The organism is Octadecabacter temperatus (assembly GCF_001187845.1).
In the GTDB taxonomy this organism is placed as follows: Bacteria; Pseudomonadota; Alphaproteobacteria; order Rhodobacterales; family Rhodobacteraceae; genus Octadecabacter; species Octadecabacter temperatus.
This window is the reverse complement of the sequence record NZ_CP012160.1, coordinates 47,043-59,747: the sequence shown is the minus strand read 5'-3', so window position 1 is coordinate 59,747 and position 12,705 is coordinate 47,043. Positions and strand designations below refer to the sequence as shown.

General features: G+C 54.3%; 17 protein-coding genes and 1 riboswitch. Of the genes, 7 read left to right on the top strand and 10 right to left on the bottom strand.

The window, feature by feature from the left end:
- Positions 1-2: 2 nt before the first annotated feature.
- The gene (locus tag OSB_RS00330) at positions 3-914 is read right to left on the bottom strand and encodes a serine/threonine dehydratase (protein ID WP_049833105.1); all 912 of its coding nucleotides are present in this window, start codon (positions 912-914) and stop codon (positions 3-5) included.
- Positions 915-989: 75 nt separating this feature from the next.
- Between OSB_RS00330 and OSB_RS00325 the strand changes: the two genes are divergently transcribed.
- Both OSB_RS00325 and OSB_RS00320 read left to right on the top strand, forming a co-directional pair.
- A complete protein-coding gene (locus tag OSB_RS00325; RefSeq protein ID WP_049833104.1) occupies positions 990-1,829 on the top strand; it encodes an LOG family protein in 840 nt (279 codons plus the stop codon).
- Positions 1,830-1,833: 4 nt separating this feature from the next.
- Complete coding sequence (locus tag OSB_RS00320) at positions 1,834-2,319, top strand: gluconokinase (protein ID WP_049833103.1); 486 nt, start codon at positions 1,834-1,836, stop codon at positions 2,317-2,319.
- A gap of 6 nt (positions 2,320-2,325) precedes the next feature.
- On the opposite strand, the gene rlmN is transcribed toward OSB_RS00320, so the two are convergent.
- A complete protein-coding gene (gene rlmN / locus OSB_RS00315) occupies positions 2,326-3,510 on the bottom strand; it encodes a dual-specificity RNA methyltransferase RlmN (protein ID WP_049833102.1) in 1,185 nt (394 codons plus the stop codon).
- 93 nt (positions 3,511-3,603) lie between these two features.
- Positions 3,604-4,134, bottom strand: a complete 531-nt coding sequence (locus OSB_RS00310; RefSeq protein WP_143831322.1) for an invasion associated locus B family protein — start codon at positions 4,132-4,134, stop codon at positions 3,604-3,606.
- 187 nt (positions 4,135-4,321) lie between these two features.
- Here OSB_RS00310 and OSB_RS00305 point away from each other — a divergent pair, with 187 nt between their 5' ends.
- Both OSB_RS00305 and OSB_RS00300 read left to right on the top strand, forming a co-directional pair.
- Positions 4,322-5,314, top strand: coding sequence for an asparaginase (locus OSB_RS00305; protein ID WP_049833101.1), 993 nt, complete (start codon positions 4,322-4,324; stop codon positions 5,312-5,314).
- 23 nt (positions 5,315-5,337) lie between these two features.
- Positions 5,338-5,468: riboswitch (FMN riboswitch) on the top strand.
- Positions 5,469-5,561: 93 nt separating this feature from the next.
- Positions 5,562-5,999: a 6,7-dimethyl-8-ribityllumazine synthase gene (locus OSB_RS00300; protein WP_049833100.1), complete on the top strand. Its 438-nt coding sequence runs from the start codon at positions 5,562-5,564 to the stop codon at positions 5,997-5,999.
- Here the strand turns inward: OSB_RS00300 and OSB_RS00295 are convergent.
- From OSB_RS00295 to OSB_RS16985, 4 genes are all read right to left on the bottom strand, one after another.
- Positions 5,996-6,754: a TSUP family transporter gene (locus tag OSB_RS00295; RefSeq protein ID WP_049833099.1), complete on the bottom strand. Its 759-nt coding sequence runs from the start codon at positions 6,752-6,754 to the stop codon at positions 5,996-5,998. The two genes, OSB_RS00300 and OSB_RS00295, sit on opposite strands and share 4 nt — an antisense overlap.
- On the bottom strand, positions 6,751-7,620 hold the full coding sequence (gene serB / locus OSB_RS00290; protein ID WP_049833098.1) for a phosphoserine phosphatase SerB: 870 nt from the start codon (positions 7,618-7,620) through the stop codon (positions 6,751-6,753). The genes OSB_RS00295 and serB overlap by 4 nt, the downstream gene beginning before the upstream one ends.
- A gap of 208 nt (positions 7,621-7,828) precedes the next feature.
- Positions 7,829-8,794, bottom strand: a complete 966-nt coding sequence (locus tag OSB_RS00285) for a tyrosine-type recombinase/integrase (RefSeq protein ID WP_049833097.1) — start codon at positions 8,792-8,794, stop codon at positions 7,829-7,831.
- Between the two features lie 162 nt (positions 8,795-8,956).
- Complete coding sequence (locus OSB_RS16985; protein WP_049833096.1) at positions 8,957-9,163, bottom strand: excisionase family DNA-binding protein; 207 nt, start codon at positions 9,161-9,163, stop codon at positions 8,957-8,959.
- A 36-nt stretch (positions 9,164-9,199) separates the two neighbouring features.
- Between OSB_RS16985 and OSB_RS00275 the strand changes: the two genes are divergently transcribed.
- Together OSB_RS00275 and OSB_RS00270 are read left to right on the top strand one after the other, a co-directional pair.
- Positions 9,200-9,661, top strand: coding sequence for a helix-turn-helix domain-containing protein (locus OSB_RS00275; protein ID WP_143831324.1), 462 nt, complete (start codon positions 9,200-9,202; stop codon positions 9,659-9,661).
- Between the two features lie 13 nt (positions 9,662-9,674).
- A complete protein-coding gene (locus OSB_RS00270; RefSeq protein ID WP_049833094.1) occupies positions 9,675-9,944 on the top strand; it encodes a hypothetical protein in 270 nt (89 codons plus the stop codon).
- Positions 9,945-10,259: 315 nt separating this feature from the next.
- Here OSB_RS00270 and OSB_RS00265 read toward each other — a convergent pair whose 3' ends face one another.
- Positions 10,260-11,045, bottom strand: a complete 786-nt coding sequence (locus tag OSB_RS00265; RefSeq protein ID WP_049833093.1) for a MauE/DoxX family redox-associated membrane protein — start codon at positions 11,043-11,045, stop codon at positions 10,260-10,262.
- Between the two features lie 153 nt (positions 11,046-11,198).
- On the opposite strand from OSB_RS00265, the gene OSB_RS00260 reads away from it, so the two are divergent.
- Positions 11,199-11,471, top strand: coding sequence for a metal-sensitive transcriptional regulator (locus OSB_RS00260; protein ID WP_025054237.1), 273 nt, complete (start codon positions 11,199-11,201; stop codon positions 11,469-11,471).
- Positions 11,472-11,475: 4 nt separating this feature from the next.
- Here OSB_RS00260 and OSB_RS00255 read toward each other — a convergent pair whose 3' ends face one another.
- The gene (locus OSB_RS00255; protein WP_049833092.1) at positions 11,476-12,354 is read right to left on the bottom strand and encodes a CopD family protein; all 879 of its coding nucleotides are present in this window, start codon (positions 12,352-12,354) and stop codon (positions 11,476-11,478) included.
- A complete protein-coding gene (locus OSB_RS00250; protein WP_234967413.1) occupies positions 12,351-12,695 on the bottom strand; it encodes a copper resistance CopC family protein in 345 nt (114 codons plus the stop codon). The genes OSB_RS00255 and OSB_RS00250 overlap by 4 nt, the downstream gene beginning before the upstream one ends.
- Positions 12,696-12,705: the final 10 nt, after the last annotated feature.

The window sequence follows — 12,705 nt, the reverse complement described above, 5'->3', positions numbered from 1 at the left end:
AATCAAATCGGGATGGGTGCTGGGTTTGCGCCACATAATAAGACCGCAACCTTCTCGTTCTTCGCTGGTTTGTAAGCGCCTGACGTAATCGCAGCCAATGCTGCGGCACCTGCCGGTTCGACGAGTTGGCGTAGGTTTTGCCAAAGTAGTTTTTGTGCATGTGCTATCTCTTCATCCGGCAACAACAATGTTTGCAGATCATTCGATTTCGCCAAATCATAGGACAACCGCCCGATACGTTTAGCGCCCAGCGCGTTGGCACAGATACCTGAGACTTCAATGTCCGTTTCCGGCCCATGCTGAAGCGCTGCGTGCATCGAATTTGTCGTCTCGGATTCGACCCCGATAATGTTGCGATTCTTAAACCAAGACATCGCGCTTCCGATTAGTCCACCGCCACCAATTGCGATGATGACTGTATCTGCATCCATGCCCTGCGCGTCCCATTCTTTGAAACAAGTCCCTTGCCCTGCGAGCGTTGCGGGCGCATCAAACGGGTGAATGTCGAGGGCGCCTGTCTGGTCTTGATACGCCTTAGCCGCCGCTGCCGCATCCGCGTAGGCACCCTCAACAATGTGAAGGTCCGCGCCTGTTTGCCTGATTACGTCAATCTTTGCAGGGCCTGCAAATTCGGGAACGTAGATGCGCGCAGTATGACCAAGAGACGTCGCAGCATGCGCGACGGCAGCGCCATGATTGCCGCCGGATGCTGCGACAAACCCCGCGTCTGGCACATCTGCAGTCAGCACAGAATTGAACGCACCGCGTGCTTTGAACGAGCCAGTCAGCTGGGTGTGCTCAAGCTTAAACTGAAGCGGCAAACCGAATGCATCAGAGCGCATTACTGGTGTGACATGCACGTGACCGGCAATTCGCGCGGCAGCGTCATTAATATCGGCCTTTGTAACGGTCATTTGCTCTTCCTGACATTGGACAATCTGCGGACAACCTGCCACTAAAATGCAAAGCCCAACAAGGAGCAGTTTGAAATGAAAGACCATACACGCCGCCACCCGCTACGTGACAGTTCGCAAGACCGCAAAGAAGCCGTCGAAGTACCAGATACACCGCAAACGCGATCACCCGCGTATGCGCTGGCTTTTGCTGACCCTGATTTCTTGTGCCGCGACGAACTGCGCCCAGTACGCCTGCAGCTTGAACTCCTCAAACCAGAACTCATGCTGGACGAACAGGGGATCGAATCCACGATCGTAATGTTTGGTGGCGCGCGTATTCCTGCACCAGAAAACAAAGATAGCGCCCGCACTAAGACATTGGCTGACTTGTCGAAGTATTACGATGAAGCCCGCAAGTTCGCTAAGTTGATGACTGAAACTGGCGAGTCCCACGAGAACGTTGTCGTCACAGGTGGCGGCCCCGGCGTTATGGAAGCCGGCAATAAGGGTGCGGTTGAAGCTGGCGGGAAGTCAATCGGCCTCAACATCGTTCTGCCGCACGAGCAGGCGCCGAATGAGTATGTCACGCCTGAGCTGTGTTTCAACTTCCACTATTTCGCGATCCGCAAGATGCACTTCTTGATGCGCGCCAAGGCGATCACCGTGTTCCCTGGTGGTTTCGGTACTTTGGACGAAACGTTTGAGGCACTGACGCTGATCCAAACCGGCCGCATGGAACGCGTGCCGTTCCTGCTGTTTGGTCGCGCATTCTGGGAAAGCATTATCAACTGGGATGCCCTGTCTGAAGCGGGAACAATCTCGGCTGATGACCTAGAGCTATTCCGCTTTGTTGAGACTGCTGAAGAGGCCGTTGATGCATTAAATAACTGGGAAGGCGCTGGCGAAAAGCGCGGTGTCATTCCGGGGCGTTAAATCGATGTTACATGTCGTTGTCATGGGTGTGTCCGGCGGGGGGAAATCCACGCTTGGGCGTGCCTTGGCCGAACGATTGGGTGCAGAGTTTGTCGACGCTGACGACCTGCACCCGCAGGCCAACATAGAACACATGAAGTCCGGCCAACCGCTTACGGATGAGATGCGTTGGCCGTGGCTGGACGTTTGCAGTGCTGAAATGAAACGCATGGATCGGGTCGTTTTGGCCTGTTCCGCGCTGAAACGGTCTTATCGTGACAGGCTGCGGGTAGGTGCGCCGGATTTGCTGTTTGTCTACCCTGAGCTAACGCCTGAAATCGTCGAGGCGCGTTTGGCATCGCGGCAGGGTCACTTCATGCCGCCGTCATTGCTTGCCAGTCAGTTTGCCACGTTGGAGCCGCCAACGGCAGACGAAAAGCCGATCCAATTGGGCGGATCACTGGATTTGGAAGCGTCTGTAAACGCAGCAGCACAAGCCCTAAGCAAATAGGCGCTATTACATCCCTGCGTCTGCTTCGATTTCCTTGCGGGATTTGCGTGCGCGTTCCGTCGCGGATTTAAGCTGACCACAGGCCGCCATGATATCTTCGCCGCGTGGACGTCGAACGGGTGACGCATAGCCTGCATTGTGAACGATATCTGCAAACGCCTTGATCCGTGCTTGTGTCGAACGCTCGTACGGTGCGCCGGGCCATTCGTTGAACGGGATCAGGTTGATCTTGGCTGGAATGCCTTCGATCAGCTTCATAAGACGGTGGGCGTCTTCGTCACTGTCATTCACGTCTTTCAGCATAACGTACTCAAACGTAATACGTTCCGAGTTGGACACTTTCGGATATGCCGCGAGCGCTTTAAGCAATTCTTCGATGTTCCAACGCTTGTTGATCGGCACAAGCTTGTTGCGCACTTCATCAGTTGTCGCGTGGAACGACACCGCCAATTGGCACCCGATCTCATCGGCGGTCCTCGCGATTTCGGGGACAACGCCAGAGGTCGACAGGGTGATACGACGGCGGGACAGCTGGATGCCTTCAGGGTCCATCGCGATTTTCATCGCGTCGCGGACGTTTTCGAAATTATAAAGCGGCTCGCCCATACCCATGAGCACGATGTTGGACAGCAAACGCGGGCCCATATCCGCATGAGATTGCCCCTGCTCTGGCCACTCGTTCAAATCATCACGCGCAAGCATGACTTGGCCGATGATTTCACCTGCTGTCAGGTTGCGGACCAGTTTTTGCGTACCGGTGTGACAGAAGCTGCAGGTCAGCGTGCAGCCAACTTGCGATGAAATACACAAAGTACCGCGATCGGTTTCGGGGATATAAACAACCTCGACCTCGTGGCCGCCAGCGATGCGAACGAGATACTTCCGCGTTCCATCGTTGGACACTTCCTTGGTCACAACCTCGGGCAATTCGATCTTGAAGTGTTCAGCCAAAGTCACGCGAAAATCTTTGGAAAGGTTAGTCATGACGTCAAAGTCACGAACGCCCCAATGGTACAACCACTGCCAGATTTGGTTCACCCGCATCTTGGCCTGCTTTTCTTTCACACCCAGCCCGATCAGCTCATCGCGCATCTGGACACGGGTCAGGCCGACGATGTTCATCGGGCCACCCTCGGGCAGCACACGCTTAATCGTCATAACGTCTTGGGTGATGGGCGCTTGCGGTTCCATGAGAATCGTCCTCGGTTGGTTTCAGGCCCTATATAAGACGAAAGGCCGGTTTCCAAAGAAAACCGGCCCCCGTAATTTCGCATAGGTCGTATTTTAGCTGGAACAGCGGTTCGCAGCTTCTTCGACGCCAGCCGTAAAGCCGAGCAATGAGAAGGTGTCGCGGGTAACTGTGCCACGGCCGGAACGCGCAGATACAGTTGCGGAAGATCCGCGCTTCATGGCTGCAACAATGCGTGCATCGTCTTCTGGCGTTGCTGGCCACGCCCATTCACCCTCAGTGAACAAATCAAACGTTGTGCCGCCAATATCCAGCTCAGCGGTAGAACCGCTCGCGAATGGGTAGCCACCGGTGAACGTCACTTGGCCGTTCACGCCAGCGCCTGGACGGTAAAAGACGAACAACAGGATTTCACCACGACGAACGGATACAACCTGTCCATCGCGGGAGTTCACTGTCTCTTTGGGCGCGGAAACGGCCCAGCATTCTGTTGGGTTATCTTCAACGAAGACGGACCAGTCTGTGTTTGCCGCAACGCGGTTTGAACTGGCTTCTTGCGCAATTGCGGAAGTACCCAATGTCATGAGTGCGACCACGCCCATTGCGTGTGTAAACTTTGAAATCATAATTACAGCCTCCAAGCTGTCCGTGCCTCTGGTTGCTCTATATAGCGCAATACCTCTGATGGGTATCTTTTCGGCTAGATTGAGCGGTTTCAACTCGATACCCATAGCAATAGCAAGTTTTTGCCTAAATGGGAAAGCCCTTTGTCCCCAATTATTTGCGCGGATCGCCGCGCATTCGGAGTGTTTCATGTCTAATCCAGTAGATTTCGTTGAACTTTGGCGTGGTGGAATGCTGGAAAGCGCCCATCAAGGTCACGCAGTTGTGGTCGATGAAGCGGGTGAAATCGTCCATTCTTGGGGCGATCCCCATGCTGTGACCTACCCACGAAGCTCTGCGAAAATGTTGCAAGCACTGCCAATGGTGGAAAGCGGCGTCGCGGATCGGTTCGGGCTCACGGTTGAACAATTGGCCTTATCCTGTGCGTCCCATTCAGGTGCAGCGATCCATACAGACCGTGTTCAAAGCTGGTTAAAAGACCTTGAATTGGACGACGATGCGTTCGTTTGTGGCCCACAATGGCCAGCAGATTTGCCCGCACGCAATGGTTTGATTAGGGACGATGCTACGCCCTGCCGGTACCACAACAATTGTTCTGGCAAGCACTGTGGCTTCCTGACAATGACTAAGGCGAATGGGTGGGGTCCGGACTACGTTGCGATCGACCATCCGTTGCAAGTTGGCATCAAACAGGTGGTTGAAGAGCTGACACAGGAAACTTCGCCCAATTGGGGAATTGATGGATGTTCCGCCCCGAACCATGCGTCCAGCATTTTGGGAATTGGTCGCGCAATGGCAACATTTGCGGCCGCGGATGACAGCAGTACACGTGGATCAGCGATGGTTCGTCTGCGAAATGCGATGATGGCGCATCCCGATTTGGTGTCTAACACGGACCGTGCTTGCAACGCGTTGATGTTGGCGGCCAAAGGCAAAGCGGCTGTGAAAACCGGTGCCGAAGGGTTCTTTATTGCGATCTTGCCAGAATTGAAGCTTGGCGTTGCGTTAAAGATTGTGGACGGCACAACCCGCGCGTCTGAATGTGCTATGGCATCGATCCTGTGCAAATTGGGCGTACTGGATGCGAACGACCCCGCTGTTAAGGCCTACCGCAATCCTGACCTCAAGAATTTCGCAGGGCTTGTAACAGGTGACATGCGTCCCAGCGTCGCTCTTGCCTGATCTCTGCGAATCCGCCACATAGAGATTGTTCTCAGGGCGGGGCGAAATTCCCCACCGGCGGTTATAGCCCGCGAGCGGCCCCAGTTGGGGTGTCCAGCAGATACTGGTGAAATTCCAGAGCCGACGGTCATAGTCCGGATGAGAGAGAGCTTCGGTGTGCTTGTGGTCCCCACATGCGCAGCGATTCTTTGCCCCGAGGTGATATGTCACCCACGCAATCGCGTGGTAATCGGGAAAGGAGACCCTAATGACAATCGCCCCACGCTACGCCTTTATTAAGGCGCAATGGCACGCCGATATTGTGGATCGTGCCTATGATGGTTTTTGCGAACTTATCCCCGCATCCCAAATCGACGTTTTTGATGTACCCGGTGCGTTTGAGATGCCCTTGGTTGCAAAGGACGTCGCCGGGACGGGTCGCTATGCAGCGATTGCTTGCGCGGCATTCGTCGTGGATGGAGGTATTTATCGGCACGACTTCGTGGCTTCCGCCGTTGTTGATGGCTTGATGCGCATTAGCCTTGATACAGGCGTACCAGTCTTGTCGGTTTCACTGACGCCGCATCACTACCAAGAAACAGATCACCACAACGCAATCTATCGCGACCACTTTGTTGAAAAAGGTCGCGAAGCCGCGCGCGCCGCTTTGATGATCGGCAAAACGCGGATGGCACTGGTTGCTTAGGTAAGGTCCCAAAGCAGTTTGGCGGCAAGAACACTTGCCGACACGACCAGCAGCGGCTTGATGAGTTTCGACCCGATCCGCATTGCCATGCGCGCGCCGACGTAAGCACCTGCCATTTGCGCAAAGCCCATAAGCAAGCCCGTAATCCACCACGGGCTTGCGACCAATGCGTAAATCAGCAGCCCGCCGAGGTTAGAAGAAAAGTTCAAAAGCTTGGTGTGTGCGGTGGCCTTTAGAACGCCGTAGCCTGCAAGTGCGACAAAACCGATCATATAGAACGCGCCGGCACCTGGGCCGATTAAGCCATCGTAAAACGCAACCAGCGGAACAACCGTCACGGCAAACATCATCGGCCCAAAACGCGCCGTTCGATCAATGTCATTTAGTCCCGGCTTCAGGGCAAAAAACAACGCAATCGCAATTAGAAGCACTGGCAATGCAATTCTGATCAGTTGGGTCGGCAATGCTGCGGTTAGAAGCGCGCCAACCCCGCCCGCTCCGAGCGCAAGCAGTGCTACCCATAGCTGTCGACGCAAGTCGACATGCCCAGCGCGTCCGTAGCTAACGGCCGCCATCCCTGCCCCAAAAACCCCCTGCACCTTATTGGTCGCAATCGCCGTCAAAGGTGGTGCGCCTGCGATAATCAAAACGGGGACCGTGATGAGACCACCACCACCCGCAATGGCATCAACGAAACCAGCAAAGAACGCCGCAGCAACCAATAACGCGAGCACATCCGGCGCGACTTCGATCACGTTACGAATTCTGTCTTAGCGTAACCTTGAATATAGAGAAGCGCCGTGAGGTCGCCGTGGTTGATGCGAACTTCGCATTTTTCCTGCAAAGCGGGCTTACCATGAAGCGCCACGCCAGTGCCTGCATTAGATAACATCAACAAGTCATTCATGCCGTCCCCAACTGCGAGGACGTCTTTCTTAGAAATTCCCAACCGCGTCGTAATCTCGCCAAGCGCGTCAAGTTTCGCCTGCTGTCCAAGGATCGGACGTACCACGTGGCCAGATAGCTGATCATCAACAATCTCCAACGTGTTGGCGCGGTTTTCATCGAACCCCAGCTCTGACGCGACCTTAGCGGTGAATGCGGTGAAACCACCCGATACCAGTGCGCCATAACCGCCGTTTGCTTTCATTGTTTGCACCAAGGCTTTGCCGCCGGGCATGTATGTGATCCGCGTGTCCAGGACGTGATCAATAATCGCAGCGTCTAGCCCTTTCAGAAGCCCAACGCGTTCATCAATTGCCGCTTCAAAGTCCAACTCGCCGTTCATCGCACGCGCGGTGATGTCTGCGACATGGGCGCCGACGCCTGCTTCATCCGCGAGCTCGTCGATGCATTCCTGCTGGATCATGGTGCTGTCCATATCGGCGAGCAGCATCTTTTTGCGGCGGCCCTCGATCGGTTGGCAAACCAAGTCCACACCCATGCATTGCACGTCGTCCCAGACACCCCACAAATTTTCCGGCATTGCTGGAACGGCAAATTCAGCCGCTTCATCTGCGGCCAACCACTGGGCCGACTGCCCACCCCACGCATTGCGCAACGATTCGACAAGCGTTGGGTCCAAGCCACCAGCTTTCGCGATCAAGGTGATAACAAACATTTGCAGTCCTCCGATTTGCTGCCAAAAACCCTGCTGAGCGCGGAATCGCAACCCGAACTATTAAATTTTATCAGGTTTGCTGTTGCCCGAACCCACCGAACCACGTACATGCGGCGGTGGGACACCCTTCCCCAACGAAGGGTCCAAGTCATTGTTATATTTCCTTTTATTTACAGTTAGTTGGACGCTTAACGCCTTGGGCTTGTGTCTATTTTGTGCCAAAAAGCACATCTGTGACGGTCGGATCGTCCATCGCATGGGCATAGAATTTCATAACTGTTCCAACGTCTTTCCAGCCACCGCGTACCGCAACGGTCTTTGGGTCTATTCCTGCCTGCAGCATCGAAGTGGCAAATCCGTGGCGGCAACAGTGGGGCGAAAGCTTTTCGATGCCCGCTCGCTCAATGACGTTGTTCCAGACCTGCCCCACGCTTTCGCCAGAGGCATACTGAAACACCAGACTGTCGGGTTTGCGGTTTGAAGGAATGTTCGCCAATGCCGCGATCACTGGCGGTGACAGGTGCGCGACGCGTTGGTCATCGATTTTGGTTTGATTTATCACGGCCTTCTTCTGAAACAGCTCAACGTCACCCCAGGTCAAAGAACATGCCTCACCACGTCGTGCTCCCGTGCCAAACATAAACAGGCACAACGCAGCCAAGTGGTGTAGCTCATCTTGCACCGCTTGCTGGGCGAAAGCTTCTACCCATGCCCTTGTGGCGGGGGTCTTTCTCTTGGCATTGACCTTGAACCGCTTCACCTTGATCCGCGCGCACCATTCCAAATCTGCTGCGTAGTTGATTATCGCCTGCGCCGGTACGATGCCTTGGCGGTTCAAAGTGGCGTTGGCTGCACCGGGATACAGCTTGCGTGCCATTTGGCGGATAGCCTCGCCTGTGATCTTTGGGACAAGCGTGTCCTTCCAATAGTCTTCAACACGGTCAAGAAATCGGTCGTCATGCACAGCCTGCCGATAGGCGATTGCGGCTTGGGCAAATGTCAGCGTTGCGCCCGGTCCATCAAGATGACTTTGCCACGCCTTTGCTTCGACTTCGGCTGCGATCCTCTCAGCGACCCTTTTGTCCGCTGTTCCCGTAGGGCCTCGTAATCGCCTACCGGCAACCGTGCCCCTGTAGCTATAGAGCTTGTTCCGTTTGAAGACTTTGAGCGGCATTCCATCGCCTCCATAAACGTGACCACATGATGATCCAACATAATGACTTTCTGACCAATTTTGCAAAAGCATCCGAGTTCGCGGACAGAATCTGACACGAATCTAGGAGAAGCGGTAAGACGCTTCGCGAGGGCACGCGGCGTCGTATATGGTGGCACAATGTCACTCATCTTCTTGCACCTCGGCTTGGCATGGCTCGACCATATTTCGAGCAATGTAGTCATGGATGGCGTTCTGAGGCAGAAGAAAATTAGCCCCATTTCTTAAGAACCTAATGCTTCTCGTCGAGATCAATTTCCTGATCCGCTTCTCAGGCCAACCAGTCTGAGCGGCCAGTTCTCTTGGGGTAAGCAGGGAACAATCGTCCATAGTTCTTTCCTCTTTACCAGATAATGGTATGAATAGGTGAAATACGTCGCATTGGGTAACGTTAGTCCAAATATGGGAACATTTGTCCGCATGTCAACTGTGTTGATCGGGATAGGCCAAAGGATGCTCAGCGTGCGCAGCCAATTGGGCTACCCTCAAAGCAAGGTCGCCGCGATACTCGGGATCGCCGACAAGTCGTATAAGAATTATGAACTTGAAAAACGGGAGTTGCCGCTCTCGATCGCAGTAAAATTCTGCGAAGAGTTCGACAAGAACCTCATGTGGTTGGTCTATGGAAGTTCTGTCCCGGACAGTGAGCAATCAGCTCGCTTGGCCGGGGAAGCCGCACAGGCAGTTTTTGAGCACGCGGATGCGAACGACAAATCCCTTACCAGCGCAGAAATCCAAAAGTTTACCAGATACATTTTTGAGCAATCCCTCTCAAAGGGAACATCGCCGCAAAGCGAGGCAAAGCTGTTCTTTTCAGCCATTGGATAAAGCGAACAACTCAATGAAGCATCTAAAAGACCCAAACACGCCGATCAATAAATTCGCTAACTCCTTGCGCTTGATGGGCATCCTGCTCTTGGTCGCTAGCAGCATTGGCTTCATCTCGTATCGATCAGAGACAGGCAACTTTTGGGACATCTATACGCTCTTCCTGCTGCACCTTGCTGTCGCGGGAGCCATCCTTGCATTTGTTGGCGAAACACTCTGGAAAATCCTCATCACGAATAGCGATGTTTCACGCCGCAAATTCTATTTTTATGATGAAGACTGACTGGCGGGCAAAATTGGAGACAAAGCTTCAACTCCGCCTCTCTACATTAGGCTGTTCGCATGCAAAGCTGACCTTCGTGCGAGATGTGGCGAAGGTACCCTAAGAGCCCGACTCGGCCATTGTGATTTTGTGCTGCGCGCTCACGCAGCAAAGAAAATGCGGCATGAGCGAAAACCTCATGCTATCGCGCGGCGGGAGAAACTGCCGTTCGAGGATGTCGCAGCATGGATTAGAGGGCGAATTTACAGGTCGCGGGACATTGGTGCCGTTCCAGATCTGAATCCTGAAGTCCGCATTGATTACCGATTGCTAATTTCAAATCATCAACCAAAGCATCACGATTGCCATAGCCACCATCATAAGGTTTTCGGTGAGGCTGACAAACCCTAGCGGGACGTTGGAGTTTCCTCCGACGCACGCGCATTTCAGCTCGCGTTTGTCGATGTAGACGGCTTTGAAGACGCTGATGGCTCCGACGCTCGCAACCAGGAGCGCTGCGGGAGTGGACACCCAGGTCAGGATCATGCCGGTCATGAGGATACCCGCGCCGGTTTCTACGAACGGATAAATATAGGCGTAAGGCACCCATTTCCGCGCGAGTAAATCGTAGTTGAGGAACATCGTGGTGAAACCTTCGATGTCGCGCAGTTTCTGCATACCGAGAAGGATCATCGACACCGAGATGAACCAGCCAAGTGTCTGCCATGTGATTGCTCCGAGAAATCCAATGGAAAGTGCCACTGCGGTAAGCGCTGCAACAGCGAACAAATACAACACAGGTCGATAGGTTGTTGCTGTAGGATCCCAGCCGGTTAGTTTCTCGCGCAGGTCTGTGTAGCCACCAACGCGTTCGCCCTCGATCCAAGCCTGGGGAGTCGTATTGACGTCGTGCTTAGCCTTGAAGGCATCCACTTCGGCGCGGGTTCGGAACAGCCGGTCATCGACGTCATAGCCCTGACGTTCGAGAAGCCAACGCGCCTTTTGCCCGGATGGGCATAGATGATCTGACAAGGCCATTCGGTAAAGCACAGCAGTTTTGCCGACTGCTTCTTGAGCCGGATTTGTTTCAATTTCAGCAACATCGCGTGCGTCTTTAGGCATTGGCTTCTCCGTTTGCGTGCTTCGTATGCGGGTGCGGTGCTTGCGTTTGCACTGCTTCGCTTTATATACCCCCCTAGGGTATATTATCAAGACCGCGAGATTTAATCCCGTGTTCTCTCGACTTTTTCTCCGCCACCATGCGAAAAGAAGGCCATGCACAACAATCGCGAAGCCACTCTAAAACGTCTCAATCGCCTTGAAGGACAGGTCCGCGGAATCGCCCGGATGGTCGAGGAAGATCGCTATTGCGTTGATGTGTTGACGCAAATCGCAGCGGTGCGGGCAGCGCTCAAGGGCGTGGAGAAGCTCGTGATAGATGATCACGCATCACACTGCATTGAAGATGCGCTTGCATCGGGGGACCGAGAGGATCAGCGAGCCAAATTCACGGAACTGCTCGAATTGCTCGACAAGGCGCGAGGCTAGGTCGTTAGAGATTGACGGGTGGTGTGGTTACACTCGTGATCGTTGCGGTTGCCAACAGGATCAGGACAACAGCTAGCATTTCAACTGAAATAGAACGGCGCAGAGCATGTGTTGCGCCAGGTTTCTCGGCGCGCATAGCAGGGACAAGCCTCACCTTATTGAAAGCCGCAAAGCCCAGAAGTACCGCAACAATCGCGACTTTGAACAAAAGCCCTAAGCCATAGGCTGTTCCGAACAGGGCAGCGACGGAACCTGAAAGGAGCCACGCGAGCGCTGTACCCGCAAGGATCAGGGCGGCCACTCCGAAAGCAGCGACATTGCCAAAGTGGTGCAACACATCAACGCCAGAGGGAGTAAGCGCCGCGCGGCGCAAAGGCAAAAGCGCACCAACCCATAAAGCTGCGGTCAGTAGGTGAAGAACAATCAAGACAGCAAGAACCAACCTGGGGTCACCCAGGGCGTGGCCCACTTGAGCAAAAGATATGGCTACGACAAGGCTGCCCACCAAAGCAATCCACTGCCCTATACGGGGGACCAAAACCGTCAGTATCGCAAGTTCGCCAAATCCACGCCAAATCGCGGCGGTGCCAAGTGGGCTTTGCCAAACAAACCCGAGCATCATCGGGTCCGTTGCTCCCTCAAAACCCATCCCGGATATGCGTGCCGCACGAATGCCGAAACGTGCAGCCAAGACCGCGAGGCCAACCAGTGCCGCACCGACCGCAAGCTGCCGAGCAAGGCGTAAGACAGACACCTCAGCGCGCTTCGCAAAGACGAAGGAAAACAGCACGCTCCCCATCGCGAGCAGAGCCGCGCCATAGCCAATCGCTTTGGCCACAATGGCTAAAGCGGCAAGACCGTCGATGGGAGCCAGTCCAGTCACTCTGCGACAGTAAAAGAGAAGTTACCCTGCATCGGGTGACCGTCTGAGGCCATGCCGCGCCAGTCGAAACGGTAGCTTCCAGGCGCAAGCTCTTCCAATGGCACTGCTCGGAATTCCGTTACTGGGTCCATACCGGTCTCGCGTTCGATTTCGATGTCATCATCGTTTGCAGTCAGCGTGACGAAAATGATGCGCATCGGATCATCGAACCGCATCGAAAGCTCTGAAACTTCCGTGACAGTCGCGCCATCAGCAGGTGTCGTTGCTTCGGACTTGGAATGCGCCGCAGCAACCATTGGAGCAATTGCGACGGCCAAGCCAAGAAGAAATTGTTTGATCATCTGAATTTTC

Excerpts from the sequence above, each read along its gene's own strand:
- rlmN (WP_049833102.1), bottom strand. The coding sequence starts at position 3,510 with ATGGAACCGCAAGCGCCCATCACCCAAGACGTTATGACGATTAAGCGT.
- OSB_RS00285 (WP_049833097.1), bottom strand. The coding sequence starts at position 8,794 with ATGCCGCTCAAAGTCTTCAAACGGAACAAGCTCTATAGCTACAGGGGC.
- serB (WP_049833098.1), bottom strand. The coding sequence starts at position 7,620 with ATGTTTGTTATCACCTTGATCGCGAAAGCTGGTGGCTTGGACCCAACG.
- OSB_RS00270 (WP_049833094.1), top strand. The coding sequence starts at position 9,675 with ATGAAGCATCTAAAAGACCCAAACACGCCGATCAATAAATTCGCTAAC.
- OSB_RS00250 (WP_234967413.1), bottom strand. The coding sequence starts at position 12,695 with ATGATCAAACAATTTCTTCTTGGCTTGGCCGTCGCAATTGCTCCAATG.
- OSB_RS16985 (WP_049833096.1), bottom strand. The coding sequence starts at position 9,163 with ATGGACGATTGTTCCCTGCTTACCCCAAGAGAACTGGCCGCTCAGACT.
- OSB_RS00305 (WP_049833101.1), top strand. The coding sequence starts at position 4,322 with ATGTCTAATCCAGTAGATTTCGTTGAACTTTGGCGTGGTGGAATGCTG.
- OSB_RS00325 (WP_049833104.1), top strand. The coding sequence starts at position 990 with ATGAAAGACCATACACGCCGCCACCCGCTACGTGACAGTTCGCAAGAC.
- OSB_RS00300 (WP_049833100.1), top strand. The coding sequence starts at position 5,562 with ATGACAATCGCCCCACGCTACGCCTTTATTAAGGCGCAATGGCACGCC.
- OSB_RS00265 (WP_049833093.1), bottom strand. The coding sequence starts at position 11,045 with ATGCCTAAAGACGCACGCGATGTTGCTGAAATTGAAACAAATCCGGCT.
- OSB_RS00320 (WP_049833103.1), top strand. The coding sequence starts at position 1,834 with ATGTTACATGTCGTTGTCATGGGTGTGTCCGGCGGGGGGAAATCCACG.
- OSB_RS00330 (WP_049833105.1), bottom strand. The coding sequence starts at position 914 with ATGACCGTTACAAAGGCCGATATTAATGACGCTGCCGCGCGAATTGCC.
- OSB_RS00260 (WP_025054237.1), top strand. The coding sequence starts at position 11,199 with ATGCACAACAATCGCGAAGCCACTCTAAAACGTCTCAATCGCCTTGAA.
- OSB_RS00310 (WP_143831322.1), bottom strand. The coding sequence starts at position 4,134 with ATGATTTCAAAGTTTACACACGCAATGGGCGTGGTCGCACTCATGACA.